Origin of the sequence: Apibacter raozihei (assembly GCF_004014855.1) — a bacterium.
GTDB lineage: Bacteria > Bacteroidota > Bacteroidia > Flavobacteriales > Weeksellaceae > Apibacter > Apibacter raozihei.
Map to the genome: position 1 here is coordinate 2,290,872 of NZ_CP034930.1, position 20,554 is coordinate 2,311,425.

The 20,554-nt window shown below is 30.4% G+C and carries 19 protein-coding genes and 1 riboswitch; of the genes, 9 read left to right on the top strand and 10 right to left on the bottom strand.

The features are described 5' to 3' along the window. Positions 1–162 precede the first annotated feature (162 nt). A complete protein-coding gene (locus tag EOV51_RS10155; protein WP_128152417.1) occupies positions 163–717 on the top strand; it encodes a hypothetical protein in 555 nt (184 codons plus the stop codon). A 118-nt stretch (positions 718–835) separates the two neighbouring features. Further along, positions 836–1,792: an endonuclease/exonuclease/phosphatase family protein gene (locus EOV51_RS10160; RefSeq protein WP_128152418.1), complete on the top strand. Its 957-nt coding sequence runs from the start codon at positions 836–838 to the stop codon at positions 1,790–1,792. On the opposite strand, the gene EOV51_RS10165 is transcribed toward EOV51_RS10160, so the two are convergent. Then, on the bottom strand, positions 1,789–2,145 hold the full coding sequence (locus tag EOV51_RS10165; RefSeq protein ID WP_128152419.1) for a hypothetical protein: 357 nt from the start codon (positions 2,143–2,145) through the stop codon (positions 1,789–1,791). The genes EOV51_RS10160 and EOV51_RS10165 overlap by 4 nt on opposite strands. A 149-nt stretch (positions 2,146–2,294) precedes the next feature. Between EOV51_RS10165 and EOV51_RS10170 the strand changes: the two genes are divergently transcribed. Further along, on the top strand, positions 2,295–2,978 hold the full coding sequence (locus EOV51_RS10170; protein ID WP_128152420.1) for a hypothetical protein: 684 nt from the start codon (positions 2,295–2,297) through the stop codon (positions 2,976–2,978). 471 nt (positions 2,979–3,449) lie between these two features. Here EOV51_RS10170 and EOV51_RS10175 read toward each other — a convergent pair whose 3' ends face one another. Further along, on the bottom strand, positions 3,450–4,811 hold the full coding sequence (locus EOV51_RS10175; protein ID WP_128152421.1) for a trigger factor: 1,362 nt from the start codon (positions 4,809–4,811) through the stop codon (positions 3,450–3,452). A 268-nt stretch (positions 4,812–5,079) separates the two neighbouring features. Between EOV51_RS10175 and EOV51_RS10180 the strand changes: the two genes are divergently transcribed. Together EOV51_RS10180 and rsmD are read left to right on the top strand one after the other, a co-directional pair. Then, positions 5,080–5,853 carry a DUF3822 family protein gene (locus EOV51_RS10180; protein ID WP_164875286.1) on the top strand — a complete coding sequence of 258 codons (774 nt, stop codon included), beginning with the start codon at positions 5,080–5,082 and terminating at the stop codon, positions 5,851–5,853. Next, the gene (rsmD, locus tag EOV51_RS10185) at positions 5,850–6,401 is read left to right on the top strand and encodes a 16S rRNA (guanine(966)-N(2))-methyltransferase RsmD (protein WP_128152423.1); all 552 of its coding nucleotides are present in this window, start codon (positions 5,850–5,852) and stop codon (positions 6,399–6,401) included. Before EOV51_RS10180 ends, rsmD begins: the two co-directional genes overlap by 4 nt. 32 nt (positions 6,402–6,433) lie before the next feature. On the opposite strand, the gene EOV51_RS10190 is transcribed toward rsmD, so the two are convergent. Both EOV51_RS10190 and EOV51_RS10195 read right to left on the bottom strand, forming a co-directional pair. Then, positions 6,434–7,213: a nitrilase-related carbon-nitrogen hydrolase gene (locus tag EOV51_RS10190; RefSeq protein ID WP_128152424.1), complete on the bottom strand. Its 780-nt coding sequence runs from the start codon at positions 7,211–7,213 to the stop codon at positions 6,434–6,436. A 29-nt stretch (positions 7,214–7,242) separates the two neighbouring features. Beyond that, positions 7,243–8,253 carry an LLM class flavin-dependent oxidoreductase gene (locus EOV51_RS10195; protein ID WP_128152425.1) on the bottom strand — a complete coding sequence of 337 codons (1,011 nt, stop codon included), beginning with the start codon at positions 8,251–8,253 and terminating at the stop codon, positions 7,243–7,245. Between the two features lie 173 nt (positions 8,254–8,426). On the opposite strand from EOV51_RS10195, the gene EOV51_RS10200 reads away from it, so the two are divergent. The 4 genes from EOV51_RS10200 (at position 8,427) to purF (ending at position 15,278) form a co-directional block, all read left to right on the top strand. Beyond that, positions 8,427–9,077 (top strand): porin family protein, encoded by a 651-nt coding sequence (locus EOV51_RS10200; protein WP_128152426.1) that lies wholly within the window; start codon positions 8,427–8,429, stop codon positions 9,075–9,077. Between the two features lie 116 nt (positions 9,078–9,193). Beyond that, positions 9,194–9,291: riboswitch (purine riboswitch) on the top strand. Between the two features lie 53 nt (positions 9,292–9,344). After that, positions 9,345–13,061, top strand: coding sequence for a phosphoribosylformylglycinamidine synthase (locus tag EOV51_RS10205; protein ID WP_128152427.1), 3,717 nt, complete (start codon positions 9,345–9,347; stop codon positions 13,059–13,061). Positions 13,062–13,075: 14 nt separating this feature from the next. Further along, complete coding sequence (gene purC, locus EOV51_RS10210) at positions 13,076–13,792, top strand: phosphoribosylaminoimidazolesuccinocarboxamide synthase (protein ID WP_128152428.1); 717 nt, start codon at positions 13,076–13,078, stop codon at positions 13,790–13,792. Between the two features lie 31 nt (positions 13,793–13,823). Beyond that, positions 13,824–15,278 carry an amidophosphoribosyltransferase gene (gene purF / locus EOV51_RS10215; protein ID WP_128152429.1) on the top strand — a complete coding sequence of 485 codons (1,455 nt, stop codon included), beginning with the start codon at positions 13,824–13,826 and terminating at the stop codon, positions 15,276–15,278. Between the two features lie 80 nt (positions 15,279–15,358). Here purF and EOV51_RS10220 read toward each other — a convergent pair whose 3' ends face one another. The 6 genes from EOV51_RS10220 to EOV51_RS10245 all read right to left on the bottom strand — a co-directional run bounded on the left by EOV51_RS10220 (position 15,359) and on the right by EOV51_RS10245 (position 20,510). Then, complete coding sequence (locus EOV51_RS10220; protein WP_128152430.1) at positions 15,359–16,000, bottom strand: HD domain-containing protein; 642 nt, start codon at positions 15,998–16,000, stop codon at positions 15,359–15,361. Positions 16,001–16,062: 62 nt separating this feature from the next. Continuing rightward, the gene (locus EOV51_RS10225) at positions 16,063–17,016 is read right to left on the bottom strand and encodes an acetyl-CoA carboxylase carboxyltransferase subunit alpha (protein ID WP_128152431.1); all 954 of its coding nucleotides are present in this window, start codon (positions 17,014–17,016) and stop codon (positions 16,063–16,065) included. 106 nt (positions 17,017–17,122) lie between these two features. After that, positions 17,123–17,740: a T9SS type A sorting domain-containing protein gene (locus EOV51_RS10230; protein ID WP_128152432.1), complete on the bottom strand. Its 618-nt coding sequence runs from the start codon at positions 17,738–17,740 to the stop codon at positions 17,123–17,125. Positions 17,741–17,922: 182 nt separating this feature from the next. Next, positions 17,923–19,314, bottom strand: coding sequence for a M12 family metallo-peptidase (locus EOV51_RS10235; RefSeq protein WP_128152433.1), 1,392 nt, complete (start codon positions 19,312–19,314; stop codon positions 17,923–17,925). Between the two features lie 137 nt (positions 19,315–19,451). Then, positions 19,452–19,967 carry a ribosome maturation factor RimM gene (gene rimM / locus EOV51_RS10240; protein ID WP_128152434.1) on the bottom strand — a complete coding sequence of 172 codons (516 nt, stop codon included), beginning with the start codon at positions 19,965–19,967 and terminating at the stop codon, positions 19,452–19,454. Between the two features lie 3 nt (positions 19,968–19,970). Then, positions 19,971–20,510: a 30S ribosomal protein S16 gene (locus tag EOV51_RS10245; protein WP_128152435.1), complete on the bottom strand. Its 540-nt coding sequence runs from the start codon at positions 20,508–20,510 to the stop codon at positions 19,971–19,973. Positions 20,511–20,554: the final 44 nt, after the last annotated feature.

The following is a 20,554-nucleotide window of genomic DNA, read 5'->3' on the forward strand; positions in this document are numbered from 1 at the left end:
CAATTAATGTAATATTTTTTAAAATAATTAAAGTAAGCCTCTGAATATCAGAGGCTTTTTGTTTATAGGTTTTAGTAACAGCACAATTAATAAAATCTATTATAATGAATACTGATTTATCGATTTTTATCGTCTTTTTGTATCAACACTAAAAAACATTTTATGAAATATTTATTTAATTCAATACACGAATTTATTTCACCTGAAATAATTTATACAACATCCCTAACATTAAAAGAAGACAATTCAAATGTCTTATCAGCTATTCAATCATCTGTTGCATCCATATTAGATGTTATTATAGAAAAAAGAAAAGATAAAAAACTTGAATATATAATAAAGCATATGGGAGAATTTAATATTTTGTTAAATGCCACAAAAATTTACAATACTACTTTTACAGAACAAAATTTAAACAGTAATTTTTTTAATTACCTTTTAAATAATAAAAAAGATTTGTTTATAAATATCATTGCTAAATCCAGTAACATATCAGAAAATAGCTCTAGAGATATAATTTATAAAACATCGGTTTTAATATCAGGTTTTTTAGGAGAAAAATTGATATCTGGAATTCAATTTACACGACTATTAAATCAATTAGAAGAGGAACGTAAAGACTTTAGCTTATATATTCCGTTAGAAATGATAAAAATAACCGAGAATAATGTATTTAAACCTTACTTATTATATAAAAGCTGGCTCTCTATGATTTAGGTTTCAGCATAGCAGGAGTTTTTTTGTTAACTTTTATTGCACGAAATTTTAAATAATATAGGTATAAGTTAAAAGAGAAGTAATATTTTTACAAATTATTTATAATTTGTAAAAATATATGCTTCACACAGTAGCTTTTTATAATGTTGAAAATTTATACGATATAAATCGTGATTCTTCTATTTTAGACTCTGAATATACCTTCAGCGGAAATAAGTCCTGGACATTAAATCGTTATCAAAATAAACTGATGCGAATTGCTAAAGCTATAAGCAAAATAGGAGAGGACGAGACAGACAGATTACCAACATTTTTTGGTTTGTGTGAAATTGAAAATAAAAAAGTTATTGAAGATTTGTTAAAAGAATTTCCATTTAAAGCAAATTATGGATATGTTCATACAGATTCTTTAGATGAAAGAGGAATTGACACTGCTTTTTTCTATAATAAAGAATTTTTTACGGTTGAAGAAAAAGATTTTCTTCGTTTTTATGTATTAAATCACAATGGTTCCAGAGATTTTACTCGTGATATAACCTACGTTAAAGGGAAAATTCACAATACTATAATGTATTTTTTTGTGCTTCATTTACCATCTAAAAGAAATAATAATATCAATAGAGATAAAAGGATATATTTATTACAAGAACTACGTAAAAAAATAAATACAATATTTGAAACAGATTCAAAAGCTAACATTATAATTATGGGAGATTTTAATGAAAATCCCATTGCCCCTTATATTTATGAGGAGTTAAAAGTCAAAAAAAAAATAGAAGAATTGCATCCAAGTGAATTTTATAATCCTTTTGAAGAAATATACAGAAATGGAGGCTTTAGTTTATACTACGAAGGTAAAGGATTACTTTTTGATCAAATCCTAACTTCCAGTTCATTTTACGCTCAGGAAAGTCCTTTAAAAATTATTAAATCCCAAATATATAATGCTTCATATCTACAGGAACCAGAACGAAAAAAAATAGGCAAACCTTGGAGAACTTATCAAGGAAACAGATATGTAGGAGGCTATAGTGATCATTTTCCAGTATATACGGTAATTGAAATTGAAAATTAAATATCCGATTTAAAATACTGTTTTTTCAACAATGCAATCACTTCTCTTTGGGTAGAAAAAATTTCATCAATTAATGATTCCTCATTATTTGTAGGTAAGGTATTGTCAGTTTTTTCAAACGAAGGTAAAATCATATCTCCTATGCCGGTTAGTAGCCACGTAGGATTAAGCTCTTTAAAAGTATTTAGTATTTTTTCTATAGTATCTGTGTGCAGTCCTGATTTATTTCTACGAGCTCTTCCGATTAACCCTACAGATAGACCTGCCAGTTTAGTGATTTTATTGTCATTGAGGCCTTTAAATTCCATAAATTCCAGCAATCGGTCAATAGTTGTTTTTGGTTGACTTTTCATTTCTGACTAAAATAATAACATAAATTAATATAGAAAATTAAATATTCTTATAAGTTTATACAAAGATAAAAAAAAAGTATTATATAGAAAATTATCAAGATAAAAAAAATATTTTTATATTTGGATTTTAAAAAATAATTTTTAGATAAATGATTAAAGATGATTTCTTAGATAATATAATTGGAATTATAAAGCAGCATGATAAATTTGAATATGTTGATTTTAAGCTGGAAGTCAATCAGGATACTTTGTTCATTATATATTTAATAGAGCCAAAATTTAAAATTTCTTTTCAGGATAAAAATCATTTCAGGGAAAAAAAAGATAATGAAAAATATAATATTTTTGGAGATGCTATTCCTGGAAAATTTTCTTTACATGAAAATTTTCTATTAACAAAAAAATCTGATGTTTATGAAAAACTAAAACAGTGGCTGGATATTATATGGAAAGAAATATCATTAAATTCACCTTTAGGTCTTATGGAAGAAGAACAAGAGCATATAGATAAAATTTGCGAAAAGTTCGAGTCTCTTGATGGTTATTTTACAACTGAAGAAATATTGAAAATCAGGCAGGAATTAGAAAAATTTAAGGAAGAATTAGAAGAAGAACTGGTTTTTTTAGTCGAAGATGAAACTATGAGAAAAGAAGAAATAGTAAAACTTCACAGAGATATCGAAACTTTAGGACAAGTGCTTACATCACTTAAAAAGAAAGGCTGGATTAGAAGTTTAACGGGTAGAGTTTACCATAATGGAAAAAGGCTTTTAGAATTAAGACAAAAAGAAATTTTAAATAAATCAGATCCATATCCAAATTATGAGATATAGAAAATAATCTTTTATTTCCTTTTAAAAGTAACGACAAAATACATTTCAGTAATTTTGTCGTTTTTTTTTCTAATTATGATATGGTTAATTTGTTGATTATTAAATAGTTATGTTTTTTGTCTATATTTTTTTAAATATTTATAGAAAAAAATCACTAAATATTTTTATTATTAGAAAAATATCTATACATTTGTAATGTAATAATTGAGTAAGAGGTTACATAACACTGAAAAAATTACAGCACTAAAAGATTTGAATTAAAGAATAACAAATTTGAAATAACACTAAAAACTTTAAATATTGTTGATTTATAAAAGAGAATACAACTAATTGAATATTTATTTGAAAAAGTCATCCTTTATTGAGATTTGTGGGTGGCTTTTTTTTTTACTCTAAAACTCAAAATTTGGATATAAAAAAAATGATTTCATTATTTCAATGAAATCATTTTTTTTTATTTGAACTAAATATTTATTTAGCTGCTGGTTCTGCTTTATCTTGTTCTGCCTTTAAAACCTTGTCAAAGTCTTCGATAGAAACTGTTTTTTCATCTTTTTTGATTTGAGAATCAAATATTTTAAATAATTCCTGTTGTATTAAATTACCTGAAGCCTGTCTTACATGCTCATCGTTTTTCATTGCATTAGCAACATATTTATTTAATTCATCTTCAGGAATGTCAACATAACCATACATAGCAAATTGTTGTTGCATTTGAGACTTAGTAAATTCTACTAAATCCGCATATTGAATATTTACATTATGGTCAGATAAAATTTTTCCTTCAATAAGCTGATAACGCAATGCTTTTTCAGATTTTTCATATTCAGCAGCAGCTTCTTCATCATTCATAGGCTCTTTAGCGGAACTTTGAATATATTTTGTTAAAAATTGAGAAGGTAATTCAAATTTAATATTCTCGAAAAGCCATTCAACAGAATCATTCATAAATTTTGTATCAGACTCTTTTTTGTAATAATTTTCAATTTCTTCTTTAATTTTGTTTCTTAGTTCTTCTTCAGAAGAAATTTTATCTTTTCCATAAACTTTATCAAATAAATCTTGATTTAATTCAGCTTTAGAACGGGTAGAAGTTTTTTCAATGGCTAGAGTTAGATTATCATTAAAATGATGAGCATCTTCATGAGACAGATTAAAAAAATGTTGTAATTGATGAACGTCTTTGAATAAATCCTGAGCTTTAATTTCAACGCTCTCTCCATTTTTTTTACCTAAGAAAATTTCTTTGTTCTTTAAATCGTCTACAAGAATAGTTACTGTAGTATCTATACCACCTTCAACAAGATTTCCTTCAGTATCCTTTTGAGAAATTTTAACTGAAAAATTTCCTCCTTCTTCAATAGCATCAGCATCAATAACTTCTCCGAACTGAGTCTGAATACGATTAACAGTATCATCTATTTCTTTATCTGTAGCCACAATCTTATAATAATCAGCCGTAGCTTTTGATAAATCTACAGTAAAATCAGGAGACAATCCAACTTCAAATTCAAAAGTCATCTCATTGGCATTTGCATCCAGTTGATTATTAGTTACAGGCAACGGTTGTCCTAAAACAGCTAATTTATTTTCTGAAATGAAGTTACTTAAAGCAGTATTTAAAACCTTATTAATTTCTTCAAATGTAACAGCTCCTTCGTACTGTTTTTTTACAATTCCCATTGGAGTTTTTCCTTTCCTGAAACCAGGCATATTTACTTTCTTTCTATAATCATTTAAGGATTTTTCAACATTAGGTTTGTAGTCTTCCGGTTTAATAGTGATACTAATGATAGTATTTAAATCATCTATTTTGTTCTGTGTAACGTTCATTTATTTCATGTTTATGAGCCGGCAAATTTACGAAAAGTATTTAATAAAAGGAAATTTTTAATAGGATGTTGGATACTCGCTACAAAAATGTAAAGACATTGTAAATCTGCAAAATATGAAATTTTTAATTCCGATATTTAATCACATATTTAGTCACACTAAAAACTCATTAATAAGCTGTTGTTAATTCAAATATAAACTTTTAATTTTGTGTATCCAAGCGATTAACTATATATTTGCTTAGTGACAAATTAAGATTACAAACACTTTGGGAACAAAAAAAAATATAAATATAACTCAATTTAACTCTGTTTCATTTTTGTTTGAATACAAAAAGTTTACATACATTGAGTCTTCACTTGAGCACGAAACTAACAAAAAAACTTTTCCTTCAGAAAGTATTAATTTAATAACAAATATTGAAAAAATATCGGACAAGCTGTCTGATATAAATTTTTTTCAACATAAATATAGTTTTATAGACCTGTCCATTCTCAGTGAAAAATTTACATTAATACCTTTAGAATATTTTGAGGAAAATCTGGCAGAATCTTTTTTAAATCAAACAGTTCCTTTTGCTCCTAATATGAGTTTGCGTTTCAATCTTGTTCCTCAGTATGATTTAGTATTAGTTTTCTATTATCAGGAAAAAATTGAAAATTTATTTTCTGGAATCTCAGATAAAATCAGAGTTTCACATACAGGATTTAAATTCTTATCAAAAATAAAAGATCAAAACAGACGAAACGGATATTTTATAAATTTTTATCAGGAATATTTCGAGTTAGCTGTTGTAGAAAATAATGGACTTATATTATATAATATATATCCGTATTCTTCAATAATAGATATAATTTATTTTTTAAAAACAGTAGCTAAAATAACTGATACAAAGTTAGCCCGATCTATTTTATATTATTACGGATCAATTTCAGAAAAACTAGGTAAGGAGACAATGTTTTCAACTTATTTCAGAGAAGTCTTACCCGGTACAGATGATAAATTTGAAAGAGAAAATTTCACTACATTAGATATTATATGATACGAATTATAGCAGGAAAGTTAAAAGGAAAAAGAATTTCGGCCCCTAAGCATTTTGATGTAAGACCAACTACGGATTTTGCTAAAGAAGCTCTATTTAGTATAATTAATCATCAATATCATATATCAGAAATCGCTGTACTTGATTTATTTGCAGGCATTGGTTCCATGGACTATGAATTTGTATCAAGAGGATGTAAAGATGTAACTTCAGTGGAAATTAACGGAAAGCATGTTAAATTTATTCAGGATATATTAGTACAGCTGGAAATCAAGCAGAATGTAAATGTAATTAAACAAAATGTTTTTACTTTTGTCAGCAAACCAAGTTTTAAAAAGTATGATGTAATATTTGCAGATCCACCTTTTGAATTTGAAGATAAAGAATACATTAAATTATTAGATTCACTGTTTTTAAATAATTTTTTATCCGAAGATGGACAAATTATAATTGAACATAATACTAGAAAAAACTTTTCAGAACATCCTAATTTCATCGAATCAAGAAAATACGGTAATATAACATTTTCATTTTTTTCTCAAATATAGACTATAAAGATTTAAGAAATATACGCTTAAATTTATATCCATTTAAAAGAATCTCTGTCATCTAGGAATTTGTATTTATTCCGCCAAAGATGAATTTCTGATTTTTCGATTAATTGTTGAAATAAGAAATTATTTATTTTATTTAGTTTTAGAAGTGTCCCCGTTGGTGATACAACCGAAGAATGTCCAGAATAATTTAGGTTCATAAAATCCGTACCTATCCTGTTAACACCACATACATAACTCATATTTTCGATAGCCCTTGCTTTAAGTAGAGTGTCCCATACGTCAATTCTATTATCTGGCCAGGAAGCTACATTAAGCAATAAATCATAGTTTTCCGTATTTCGGTTCCATATAGGAAAACGCAAATCATAACAGATGGTAGGAAATATTTTCCAACCCTTGAAATTAAAATAAATTTGTGTGGAACCTGACGAATAATTTCTGTTTTCGCCTCCATAACTAAAAAGATGATGCTTATCATAGCAGGCACAAATTTCCCCGTTATTTACAAAAATAAACCGGTTGAAATAATTATAATTCTCGAAAACAGCAATACTCCCGCAAATAGCTTTTGAGTTATTTAATGAAAACTCTTTCATCCAGTTTACAGTTTTGCCATTCATACATTCAGCAATTTTAGCAGAATTCATACTAAAACCAGTATTAAACATTTCAGGAAGTACGATGATGTCTGTAGGTCCGGTGCCAAGAAGAAGTCTGGATAAAAAATTTAAATTATGATCTGCATTTTCCCATTCAGGAGCAAACTCTACTAGAGTTAAAGAAAGATTATTCTTATTAAGCATAGCTAATTTAATTAGTTACAATTATCAGTTTAAAGATCAAAACATTCACTAATCAATTGATATGAAGTTAATCGATCTTCTAAGTTTTCAGTATATGTAATAAGCATTATCTCATCAACATCATAATTTTCTGCAAGCTCGGTTAATTCCGATTTAATTTGTTCCTGAGTTCCGAATACCATCCTTTTACGATTAAACTCAATGCGCAGTTTTTCATGACTATTATAATGTTCATCCTTAATATCATCATAATTTACCGGGGATAAATTTCCCTTTCTTTCCAACTCTATAAATCGGTAATCCATTAAAGCCCGGTTACGCTCAATTTTTTCAATGTCATTACTGCAAAAGGCGAAAATAGCAATATTGGCTTCAGGTTCTTTTAATTGGGCTGAGGGACGAAATTGTTTTTTATATTCTCTTACAGCATCATATCCACCATTTCCGTTGATAAAATGAGCAAAAGAAAGTTTCATTCCAAAATGAGCTGCAAATAAGGCACTTTCTCCACTGGAGCTCAATAACCAAAGTTGGGGAATTAATTCTGTATAAGGAGTAGCTTTAATTTTTTCAAATAACGTACCCGCAATATGATCATTTCGAAAAAAAGCTTCAAGGTGATATAGTTGTTCAATAAAATCTTGTTCTTTAAATGTATTTGAAGGATTTAATAAGGATGCTGTAAGCCTATCGGTTCCGGGTGCCCGTCCAATACCCATATCAATTCTACCGGGAGCTAAGGATTCAAGTAATCTGAAATTTTCAGCCATTTTCAGTGCACTATGATTTGGAAGCATAATACCGCCGGATCCCAGCCTTATTTGTTTGGTATGATTAGCAAGGTGTGCAATCAATATCTCAGGAGCAGAGCTGGCAAGAGATGATATATTATGATGTTCAGCAACCCAGAAGCGAGTGTAGCCAAGTTGATCTGAAAATGACGCAAGATGAGTAGTTTCTTTCAAAGCCTCTGTAGGATTACTTCCTTTTCTGATAGGAACCTGATCCAAAATACTCAATTTTAGTTTTTTAACTTTCATATTATAAAGTTACTATTTTAAATTAATAATTAAAAATACATTTAAGATTATAGAATTGTTAATAAATCGTATCTAAGTTTGAAAAAAAATATTTTATTATAATTCATTTTAAATAAAATAATTAAATTTGTGCATTAACTAATGTTACATTAACACTAAAAAAACTAAAAAACATGCAAATTAGTAAGCGACTACTAATTGCTATGATTTGCCTTACTTCACTATCTTCACACATTTATTCGCAGATTCGTATAGGTGTAAAAGGTAATTTACAGTTTACCAACGTTACAGATGTGCATGAATTTTCCGAAACAAGAAATTTTGCGCCTGCTTTGGGAATAATTGCACAAATACCGTTTAACGATGCAAACAACAATTTCTTCTTTCAACCGGAAATACTTTATTCATGGCAGGGAGAAAAAAATGGAGATGTTATCAACATTGAATATTTTCAGGATTATGTAAATTTACCGTTGATGTTAAAGTACTATTTTGCTGATTTTCTATTTTCTTCGAAAAAAGTATGCAATTGTAAAGGAGCAGCTAATCATGAATTTTTCTTGGAGGCTGGACCTCAGTTAGGTTTTCTAGTCAAACAAAAAAATAAAGATTCAGATGATTTGTATTACGGTGGTGTATCAAAATTTGATTTTTCCTTTGGTTTAGGTGCAGGAATAATTTTTCGTAGAAAACTAGAATTAAGTGCAAGGTATAATTATGGTTTAACAGATGCGTACAAAAATTATCCCCGGCAAAATTCAGTTTCAAATTTAGCTTTTTCAGTATCATACCTATTTGGGACTAGTTCTGGAGCAATTAAATAAACAATATTTCTATATCGGATAAAATTATCCTTACTTATTTTATCCTAAGATTATCTTTTTAAAAATTTATGATAGGTTAAAAATTACCCGTATATTTGTAGCATAAACTAAAAGTTAGTTTGTGTATTAATATCATTTGTATAAGCTCATAATAAGGATGGGTGTTTCTACGACAGACCGTAAATTTGTCTCTACAAATGAAATGGGCCTGTTTTGTCTGTTGAATTTTGTAGTACCTGTCTTTTGTTTGAGATGTGAAAACCGAATATGAACAAAAGAATATTCATAGAAAAGAAATCTGATTTTGATTTTGAAAGTCAAAATTTGTTTCACGAATTAAAAGAAATTTATTCTATAACTTCACTAAAAGTATATCTGATTTACGATATATTTAATATTTCACAAGAAGATTTTCAAAAAGTAGTGCATACTATTTTTTCAGATAAGGTGACAGACATTTGTCACGATCAATGTCCTGCAAAACATGTAAACTTTGCTATTGAGTATCTTCCTGGTCAATATGATCAAAGAGCCGACTCTGCACAGCAGCTGATTTCTATTCTTGCTAAGAATACTGACTGTATAGTGCGTACTGGTAAGCTATTTGATATTCAAGGGATAGAAGATTTATCTGAGATAAAAAAATATCTGATTAATGCTGTAGATAGTCGTGAAAAAGATTTATCTATACTTGAATATACAGCTTCGGATAAACCAGATGAAGTAAAAATTCATAATGGATTTACTGATAAAAATTTCTCAGAATTACAAGAATTTTATAATTTAAATAGCTTTGCTTTCGGTCTAGATGACTTACAATTTATTCAGAACCATTTTAAGAAGTTAAAAAGAAATCCATCTGAAACTGAATTAAAAGTTTTAGACACATATTGGAGTGATCACTGTCGTCATACTACTTTTATGACGGAATTGAATCATGTAGAATTTACCGGGAAATTTAAAGATACTCTAGAAAAGATATTTTCCCAATACCTTTCATTAAGAAAAGAATTGGGTAGAGAACATAAACCAGTATGCCTGATGGATCTCGCAACAATAGTTGCTAGATATTTTCACAAAACTGGAAAACTGGAAGATTTGGTAGTTTCAGATGAAATAAACGCATGTACAATTGAAATACAAGTAGATGTTGACGGTAAAAAAGAACCGTGGTATTTATTATTCAAAAATGAAACACATAACCATCCAACCGAAATAGAACCTTTTGGCGGAGCTTCTACTTGTATAGGTGGGGCTATCAGAGATCCTTTAAGTGGACGGGCATTTGTATATCAGGCTATGAGAGTAACAGGTTCTGCTAATCCATTAGAAAGTTATTCAGATACACTTGCAAATAAATTGCCTCAAAGAAAAATAACCAAAGGAGCCGCTGACGGCTATTCTTCTTATGGAAATCAAATTGGTCTGGCAACTACTCATGTCTCAGAAATTTATGACGAAGGCTATAAGGCGAAAAGAATGGAAGTAGGGATGGTAGTAGGAGCAGTTCCTAAAGAATGGGTAAGGCGTGAAAAACCGGAACAAGGAGATAAAATAATTGTTCTCGGAGGTAAAACAGGAAGAGATGGAGTAGGAGGAGCTACCGGTTCCTCTAAAGCTCATGATGAGAAGTCCATACATACAATGAGCGCAGAGGTTCAAAAAGGTGATGCTGTTCAGGAGAGAAAAATTCAACGTTTTTTTAGAAACGAAAATGTTTGTCAACTCATAAAAAAATGTAACGATTTTGGAGCAGGCGGAGTTTCCGTTGCAATAGGTGAATTAGCCGATGGATTAAAAATAAATTTAGATGTTCTACCAGTTAAATACCAAGGTTTAAACGGTACAGAGCTTGCTATTTCTGAATCTCAGGAAAGAATGGCTGTCGTGGTAGATGCTGAAGACGTAAATACTTTCATACAATTAGCAGAAGAAGAAAATATACTAGCAGTTGAAGTTGCAGAAGTTACTGCCGACAATACGTTGACGATGTATTGGAAAGGACAGAAAATTGTTGATTTATCTAGAGAATTTTTAGACTCCAATGGTGCTTCTAAAAAAAATGAGGCTGCCGTTAATATTGAAGAATCAGTATTTAAAAATGAACAGATTTTGTTAACAGAAGACTATATAGGGCAAAAATTGTCTTCTTTGCAACACTGTTCTCAAAAAGGGTTAGTAGAAAAATTTGATAGTACAGTAGGTAGAACAACCGTTTTGATGCCATTGGGAGGAAAAAATCAGTTAACGCCTGCTGAGGGAAGTGTACAGACAATTCCATTGATAAAAGGAGAAACTTCAACAGTGTCTCTGGCCACTTGGGGGTATTCTCCGGAAATATCTAAAAAAAGTCCATTGCACGGAGGAGCTTATGCTGTGGTTGAATCCGTAGCAAAAATGGTTGCTTTAGGAGCAGACTACAAAAATGTACGCTTTAGTTTTCAGGAGTATTTTGAACGCTTAGGAAACGAACCTGAAAAATGGGGGAAACCTTTGGCTGCTCTTTTAGGAACAGTACAGGCTCAATTAGCTTTCGGATGTGCCGCAATCGGAGGTAAAGATAGTATGTCTGGTACTTACAAAGAGATAAATGTACCCCCAACCTTAATTTCATTTGCCTGTGCTGTAGGAAATAAAAATACGATAATTTCTCCTGAATTTAAAAAGTCAGGAAATTGGGTTTACATATTTGAACATAAAATACAAGATGATGAAACTCCTGATTATGAAACATTAAAGGAGTCTTACTCATGGATTCACGAGAAAATAGTTACAAAACAGATAGTTTCTGTAAAGACAATAAAAAATGCTCATCCGTCAATTGAGCTGGCTAAAATGGCTTTCGGTAACGATTTGGGTGTCGAAGTAAGTGTTGATGATAAAATTTATCCGGTTGGTTCTTTATTAATTGAAAGTCAGGAAGAATTTAATCATTCCGGATTAATAAAAATAGGAAGAGTTATTGCAGAACCAGTATTAAGAATCAACGCTCAGGAATTTCTATTATCAAATCTTAAAAAACTATATATATCAACCTTAGAACCTGTTTTCCCTTCAATAACAGAAAATTCAGCTGGCTTACCAAAATTCACAGAAATAACAAAAATCACTGAGTCAAAAAAAGTAGAAGATAAAATACAAAATCCAAAAGTAGTTATTCCGGTTTTTCCAGGGACTAATTGCGAGTATGAAAGTATAAAAGTATTTGAAAAAGAAGGCGCAGAGGTAACATCAGTTATAATCAACAATCTAAACTTAACTAAACTAAACAATTCCATTCAGCAATTTGAAAAAGAACTGGAATCTTCTCAGATTATGATGTTACCTGGCGGTTTTTCCGCAGGAGATGAACCCGACGGATCTGCTAAATTTATGGTTTCCATACTTAAAGATGAAAAAATTAAAAATGCTGTACATCGATTATTGGAAAGGGGAGGGCTCATATTAGGTATCTGTAATGGATTTCAGGCATTAGTAAAATCCGGATTACTACCTTACGGAAAAATTCAGGATTTGACAGCCGAATCACCTACTCTGACCCATAATAAAATCGGTAGACATATTTCGCAGATGGTTACGGTTAAAGTATTATCTGATACTAGTCCTTGGCTTAAGGGGATGAAAGGAGAAAAATACACTATTCCGGTTTCACATGGTGAGGGGTGTTTTTATGCGGATGAATCAAACATTCGTCAGCTTTTTGAAAATGGACAAATAGCTACACAATATATTGATTTTGAAGGTAACCCGTCATTAGATACGCCTTTCAATCCTAATGGTTCTACTTATGCTATTGAAGGAATCATAAGCCGTTGTGGGCAAATTTACGGAAGAATGGGGCATCCAGAAAGATTTACTGAGGGACTCATGAAAAATGTTCCGGACTCTAATTATCACAATATATTTAAAAATGGAGTCAATCATTTCAGGAAACTCAGTGAAAATAATTTTAACAGCTACGAAGAATCACTTTACCAAAAATAAAACCAGAAAAGACAATGGAAAAAAAAGAATTTCTTTACGAAGGCAAAGCCAAACAAATTTATACAACTAACGAAATTGATAAGGTAATAGTGCATTATAAAGATGATGCAACAGCTTTCAATGCTCAGAAAAAAGGAACTATAGCAGATAAAGGGGTAATTAATAACGAAATTACAGCCTTAGTCTTTAAATATCTGGAAGAAAACGGAGTGCCTACTCATTTTATTAAAAAAATGGATGACAGGGATCAATTGGTTCAGAAAGTTTCTATTATTCCTTTAGAAGTGATTATCCGTAATTATATTGCTGGTAGTATGGCTCAGCGTTTAGGAATTGAAGAAGGGACTAAATCTCCGGTTGTAATTACTGAAATATGTTATAAAAAAGATGAATTGGGTGATCCTTTGATTAATAATGATCATGCTGTAGCATTAGGGGTTACAACTTATGATGAGTTAAACCAGATTTATAAGATTACTCATAAAATTAATGATTTGATGAAAGATTTATTCTTGAAAATGAACATCATTTTGGTTGATTTTAAAATAGAATTTGGTAAAAATTCAAAAGGAGAAATTTTACTGGCTGACGAAATTAGTCCGGATACTTGTAGACTCTGGGACAAAGATACTCTTGAAAAACTAGATAAAGACAGGTTTAGAAGAGATTTGGGTAAAGTAGAAGATGCTTATCACGAAATATTAAATCGATTAAAAGAAGTTTTATCTTAAAAATATATTAAATCCTGATACTAAAAGCAAAATGAAATCAACTAGTTATTATCAGAGAAACAGGTTCAGAAAAGCGGAAAAGATAGCTTTCGATTCCCCTGAAGAAGAATGCGGAGTTTTCGGAGTATATTCTACCCGGAACATTGATACCTTTTCTTTAGTTCAGTTTGGTCTTTTTGCTTTGCAGCACAGAGGTCAGGAAGCTTGCGGATTTTCAGTATTAAAAGAGGGTGTAATACAAACTGTAAAACAAAGTGGTTTAGTGTTAGATGCTTTTAAGTCTGTTGAAAATACGGAAGATTATTTAGGAAATGCTGCGATAGGGCACAACCGTTATACAACTGCAGGGGATAAAAAAAGATATAATTATCAACCGCTTTTTGCTAAAAATGAATATGACCGTACGGTGCTCTCTCTGGTTCATAACGGAAACCTGGTTTGCATTGATCCTTTACGTAAAAAATTAGAAGAAGAAGGAATAAATTTTCTGGCAACGTCCGATACTGAAGTAATGCTAAGGTTAATTCAGAAACACTTAAATAAAGGAATTGAAAGTGCAATTAAACATGCCGTTAAAAATATTAAAGGTGCATTTTCTGTGCTTACGTTGACTAATAATAAGCTGATTGCTTTCAGAGATCCGAATGGAATACGTCCTTTGTGTATTGGTATTATAGATGAGCATACGTATGTCTTTGCTTCAGAATCCTGTGCTTTAGATGGAGTTGGAGCTCAATATTTCCGGGATGTTCTTCCGGGTGAAATGATTATAGTAGATGAGAACGGTTTACGTTCAGAAATGATATTTGGAAACACTAAACAAAGAATATGTTCATTTGAATATATTTATTTTGCTCGTCCTGATTCAATAATTGAAAATATTGAGGTTCATAGAGTAAGAGTAGAAAGTGGAATGAAATTATATGAACAGAATCCGGTGCAGGCAGATATAGTAATTGGAGTTCCTGATTCCGGTGTACCCGCTGCTATTGGTTATTCTAAAGCTTCCGGTATTCCTTTCATGCCTGTGTTAATTAAAAACAGATATATCGGTAGATCATTCATTGTGCCTACTCAGGAAATGAGAGAAAGAATTGTTAACCTGAAACTCAATCCCATACACTCAGAGATTGAAGGGAAAAGCATAGTAATTATAGATGATAGTATAGTTAGAGGTACAACTTCCAAACGTTTGGTAAAAATATTAAAAGAAGCCGGAGCAAAAGAAATACATTTCAGAAGTGCTTCTCCGCCTATTATAGCTCCTTGCTTTTTAGGTATAGACACTCCCGATAAAACACATTTGGTATCTGCCAATAAAACTAAAGAAGAATTAAGAAATTATTTAAAAGTGAATTCTTTAGATTTTCTCTCGTTAGAAAATCTATATAAAATACTGGGAAGTAAAAATCATTGTTTTGGTTGTTTTACCGAAAAATACCCGGTTGATAAAGATAACTGCAAAGTAAATATAACTGCTTTGTAAGTCAAATTATTTGTAATTTTTGTTATTGAAAAAAGCTATCGTGAAAACGATAGCTTTTTTATAATGTTAATATTGGAAAATTAATGAGAAACTTCATTTTGAAATTGATCAAGAAATATAACCATAAACCGGTGTCTTTCATGAGCAATTTCTTTAGCAGAATCTGTATTCATTAAATCTTTAAGTTTTAATAGTTTTTCGTAAAAATGCATTAAGGTGCTTGAATTATTTTTTTGATAAGCTTCTGAAGACAAATATTCTTCGGGTTTTTCATCAGGATTAAAAATTACTCTGCCTTTGCTACCTCCGTATGCAAATGCTCTTGCAATACCGATTGCACCTATAGCGTCCAATCTGTCTGCATCTTGTACAATTTTGGCTTCAATAGAGGTAGTTGGGGAATTATGTCCACCTTTAAATGATACTTCTTCAATGATTTGTATGATTTCTTCTGCAAATTTAGTCGTACAACCTAAAGAAATTAGTAAGGGGAATACAATTTCCTGAGTTTTATCTTTTCCATTGTGTAATTTATAATCTCCAACATCATGCAGCCAGGCAGCAATCAATACTTTAAAACCATCTGCCTTTTCACTGTTTAATAATTTTTTTGCATTATTTACAACTCTTTCAATATGCCAGTAATCATGTCCGGAACTATCCCCCGAAAGTTGATCTTTAACGTAACCTTGAACTTCGTTCAATATGATATCTGCATCCATAACCTTTAATTAAAAAGGCACTAACCTTACAAATTAGTGCCTTATATTTTATTTACAATATTTTATTCACTATATACTCCGATATTAATGAACTTATTTTGTCTATGTTCAATTAATTCTTCAGTACTCATGCTTATCAATTCAGAATGAGCTTTTAATACTTCTTCTTTTAAAGATTTGAACGCTCCTTCCGGACTATAATGAGCCCCGCCTAGTGGCTCTTTGATAATACCATCAATAATCCCTAGTTCCAAAGTATTCTTTGCTGTAAGTTTCATAGTTTCGGCAGCTTTTTCCTTATATTCCCAACTTCTCCATAAAATTGCAGAACAATTTTCCGGAGATATTACAGAGTACCATGAATTTTCCATCATAAATACTTTATTTCCAACTCCGATACCTAGAGCACCTCCACTGGCACCTTCTCCAATAACTACACAGATGATTGGTACTTTAATAGTACACATCTGTAAAATGTTATTAGCTATAGCTTCTCCCTGACCTCTTTCTTCAGCTTCAAGACCTGGATAGGCTCCGGGAGTATCAATTAAAGTTAAAATCGGGATATTAAACTTTTCAGCAACTTTCATTAAACGTAAAGCTTTTCTGTAACCATCAGGGTTCGGCATTCCAAAACGTCTATATTGTCTTTCCTTTGTATTTTTACCCTTTTGCTGGCCTATAATCATAAATGTTTTACCATCTATTTTTCCTAAACCACCTATCATCGCTTTATCATCAGCATAGTTTCTGTCACCGTGTAATTCAATAAAAGTACCATCAGTGATGGCCTTACAATAATCTAATGAATAAGGTCGGTTGGGGTGACGGGAAAGCTGTACCCTCTGCCAAGGAGTAAGCTGATCGTATATTTCGTGTTTGGTTGTCTGAATTTTTTCTTCTATTTCCTTACAAGCAGAATTTATATTTATCCCGCTTTCTTTACCAAGAACAACACATTTCTCAAGTTGTTCTTCAAGTTCCTTAATAGGCATTTCAAAGTCTAAATATTCCATTTTAGATTTTATTTGTTGCTAAATATAATAACTTTTATGATAATACTAAAATTTCTCTCATTTAACGAAATACAATTTTATTAGTTACCTCCTATAAATCATAGATTTAGTTTTTAATAATTTTGGCTGAAATCGATTTGTCATTCTTATTTTTTACAACTAATATATAATTAGCTGGAGTAAGATGAGAAAGATTTAAATGTAATGATGTTGCGTTATTATAGTATTTAGTTAAGATTAATTTTCCTGATAAATCGTACAAATGTACGCTATTAATTCCTTCATTTAATCTTAAATTTAAAATATCTTTTACTGGATTAGGAGTGATGGATAATGAATTATTTTCAATGGATATATCTTCAACATTCAACTTAGAGCAGGAAACAGTAGCATCCCACGAAAAAAAATACTGTCCTTTAAAAATAGAACCATTATTCTCAAATTTAACAGTAATAGCTCCTGAGGATGCTGTAGATTTATAGTGTTTATTTTTTATAAAATAATTTTGAGTTAAAATGCCATCATAGAATAAAGGATGGGAAGTTGTATCTCCATTATATATGTATAAGTGGTTAGTATTAAGAAAATAACTATTATTAAAAGTTAAAGATAATTTGTCATCAGGATTGTTAGGATAAAAAGTTTTAACAAAATCTAAGTTTGGTTCTTTTTTAGGTGCAATAAATTTATCTCCCTTGCAATAATCACCATCAGTTAAAAACATTAATTTTTTAGTTTCTGAAATCAATTTATCTCCGCAACTGTTTCCAATTTCAATTACATAATAACTGTTTGGTTGTAAATTATCTAAATGTATGGTTTTTTTGTCGGAATTAATAAAGGCAAGATTTTGAGCTGTAGGGTACGGATATAAACGGTATTTCCAGCGTGAGGAAAAATTATCTTTTATATCAACAATTGCTGATGTTTTTTTATGTTATTAATAAAAATATCATCGATAGTTTTTTTACAATAAAATTCATTTGTACAATCTGAGCCTAAACATGATTTTGATTCAACTGTATTTCTTATAAGTTCAGCCGGTTGAGGCCCAAACCCATTATTTAAGTCAATACCGACTCCTATATTGGCTAATAAATGACAATAACTCATAATAGTACCTTTATTAGTAGGAATGGGGCCTCTAGGACAGTCACCTTCTTTATATTCTTCACTATATTTGGGACCACATCCATCAATAGCCGTATTATTTCCGTTCCATGCACATGCATGAGTGTGTGGAGAACCTAAAGAATGTCCCATTTCATGAGCCATAGCTAAAATTGTCCAAGAATAAGCAGGAACATTTTCATAAAATAAATCAACACCAGAATAAGCATAATTATGAGTGAAACAAAGAGAGTTCATATAAGCTGTGCTGGTTGATAGTGGTGAATTTATTAAATTGCCTAAATCACCTTTAAAAGCAGGACGTATACTTCTAAACTTTTGTAAATTATAAGTATGATTTCCTGTATAAGGATCTGGTTCTGTCCAGATTAAAATATCACTTAATGTGATGTTAATTCCATCGTTTGCATACAAGGTAGCTATATTATTATGGATGCTTGTTATCCAGTTAAGTGTAGCCTCTATATTACTGTCATTAAGTTCATAGGGTTTATAAGCTATTTCGTAATAGACTCTTACGCAATTATTAGTGAGATCCGTTTTTAGATTATTGAATTTACTTTTATTTTTAGCTAAATATTCTTTATTTTCCTCCAGTTCATCGGCTGCACAACTAAAAGGATTTTCTCCTTTAAGATGATGATCCGAATAGGAAATATAATCGTTACTGTTTTTAATTTTACCTAACTCAATATTTCCAAGTTCATTGCTGGAAGATACGCCTATAACCTCATTTTTATAAAAACTAAAAGATACAACAGAGGTCTTATTCCCTTTTATAATTCCTCTGTAATGTGTACCGGGAGTATAGTTTATTTTTTCTCCATTATGAGTATTGGCTGAGAAATCGGGAGTTAATATCTCTGTTTTATACAGTTCTACAGTAATCATATTTCCATTATACGGAAACTCTATTTCTAACTGTTCCGGTTGTTCTTTTACCAATTGTTCTAACCGGAATTCGCGTAGAGATAAGATAGTAGCATCAGGAGAAACAGTTTTAAACTTACTTTTTTTTTGAGAAGTAATACTTTCAGAAAATAAAGAATATTTAATAAACTCTTTATTTTCTGAATGCAATTCTTTGATTTTATTTGAAATTATAACCTCTTGGCTAAACAAAAATAAAATGTTTAATGAAAATAATAAGCGAATAATAGTTTTCATATATATAATATTTTAATTATCTTATAAAGATATAAAATATTTTGATAAAAATATTATACAGCTAAAATATATTATTATATTAAGTTAATTATAATAAAAGAGTGTTTATTTTAAGAAATAAAAAATATTGGGTTACTTTATAGATCTAAAATTCCTTCCGGTAATTTCATGGAAATATATTTTTCTTCCCTGTGCACTTCAATAATCCAATCATTAATAATTGGGATAAGTATTTCTTTATCTTCAGATAGCCTGACAAGAAATAATGCTTGTGGACCTTGGGCGTTAATTTCAATAATTGAACCTATCAGATGGTGAGCATCATCATATATATTGAAATTTATAACTTCATGGTAATAAAATTGTTTGCCATCAAGTTTTGGAAGAGTGCTTAAGGGTAAGTATAAGTCACAGCCGATCATAGTTTGAATATCCAAGGATGAATCTTCAAATTTAATCCTTAGAGATAAATTACCTAGGGGCTGACACTCATTAATAAAAAAAGGAACCGGCATTCCATTAAAATCAACGTATACCGATTCCAAATTATTGTAGGCTTCAGGTTCATCGGTATCTAATTTGACTACCAAATGCCCCTTTAATCCATGAGTTCTGGTGATTGTGCCTAAGTAGTAACAATCTTTTAACTGCATGTATTAAGCTTGAGTTTCTTCATTATTTTCAGTAGCAGCTTCATCTTGAGCGATGATAGTTTCAACTACTTCTTCAGCGTCATTAGCCTCTTCAACTTTTTGTTGAGCTGCTGCACGAGCTTCGCTTACTTTTTTCTCAGCTTCATGTTTATCTTTCTTAGCCTGTTGCTGAGAAGAAGATAAATGGTCTTTTTTAGTCTGAATAGATTTTTCTTTGTCTTCTAACCAAGCTTGAAATCTTTTTTCAGCTTCTTCTGCAGAAAAAGCTCCTTTTTTTACTCCACCATTAAGGTGTTTTTTCAATAGAGCTCCTTTGTAAGAAAGAATTGCTTTAGCGGTATCTGTAGGCTGAGCACCTTTTTCTAACCAGCTAACTGCCTGGTCTACATCTAACTCAATAGTTGCAGGGTTAGTAGTAGGTACATAAATACCTAATTTCTCAATGTTTTTACCGTCTCTTTTAGCTCTAGAGTCAGCTACAACAATGTGAAATACAGGTTTTCCTTTTTTACCGTGTCTTTGTAATCTAATTTTTACTGCCATATTTTTAATTTTGTGGGAACCCGTCCCAGTTATATTTTAAGTTT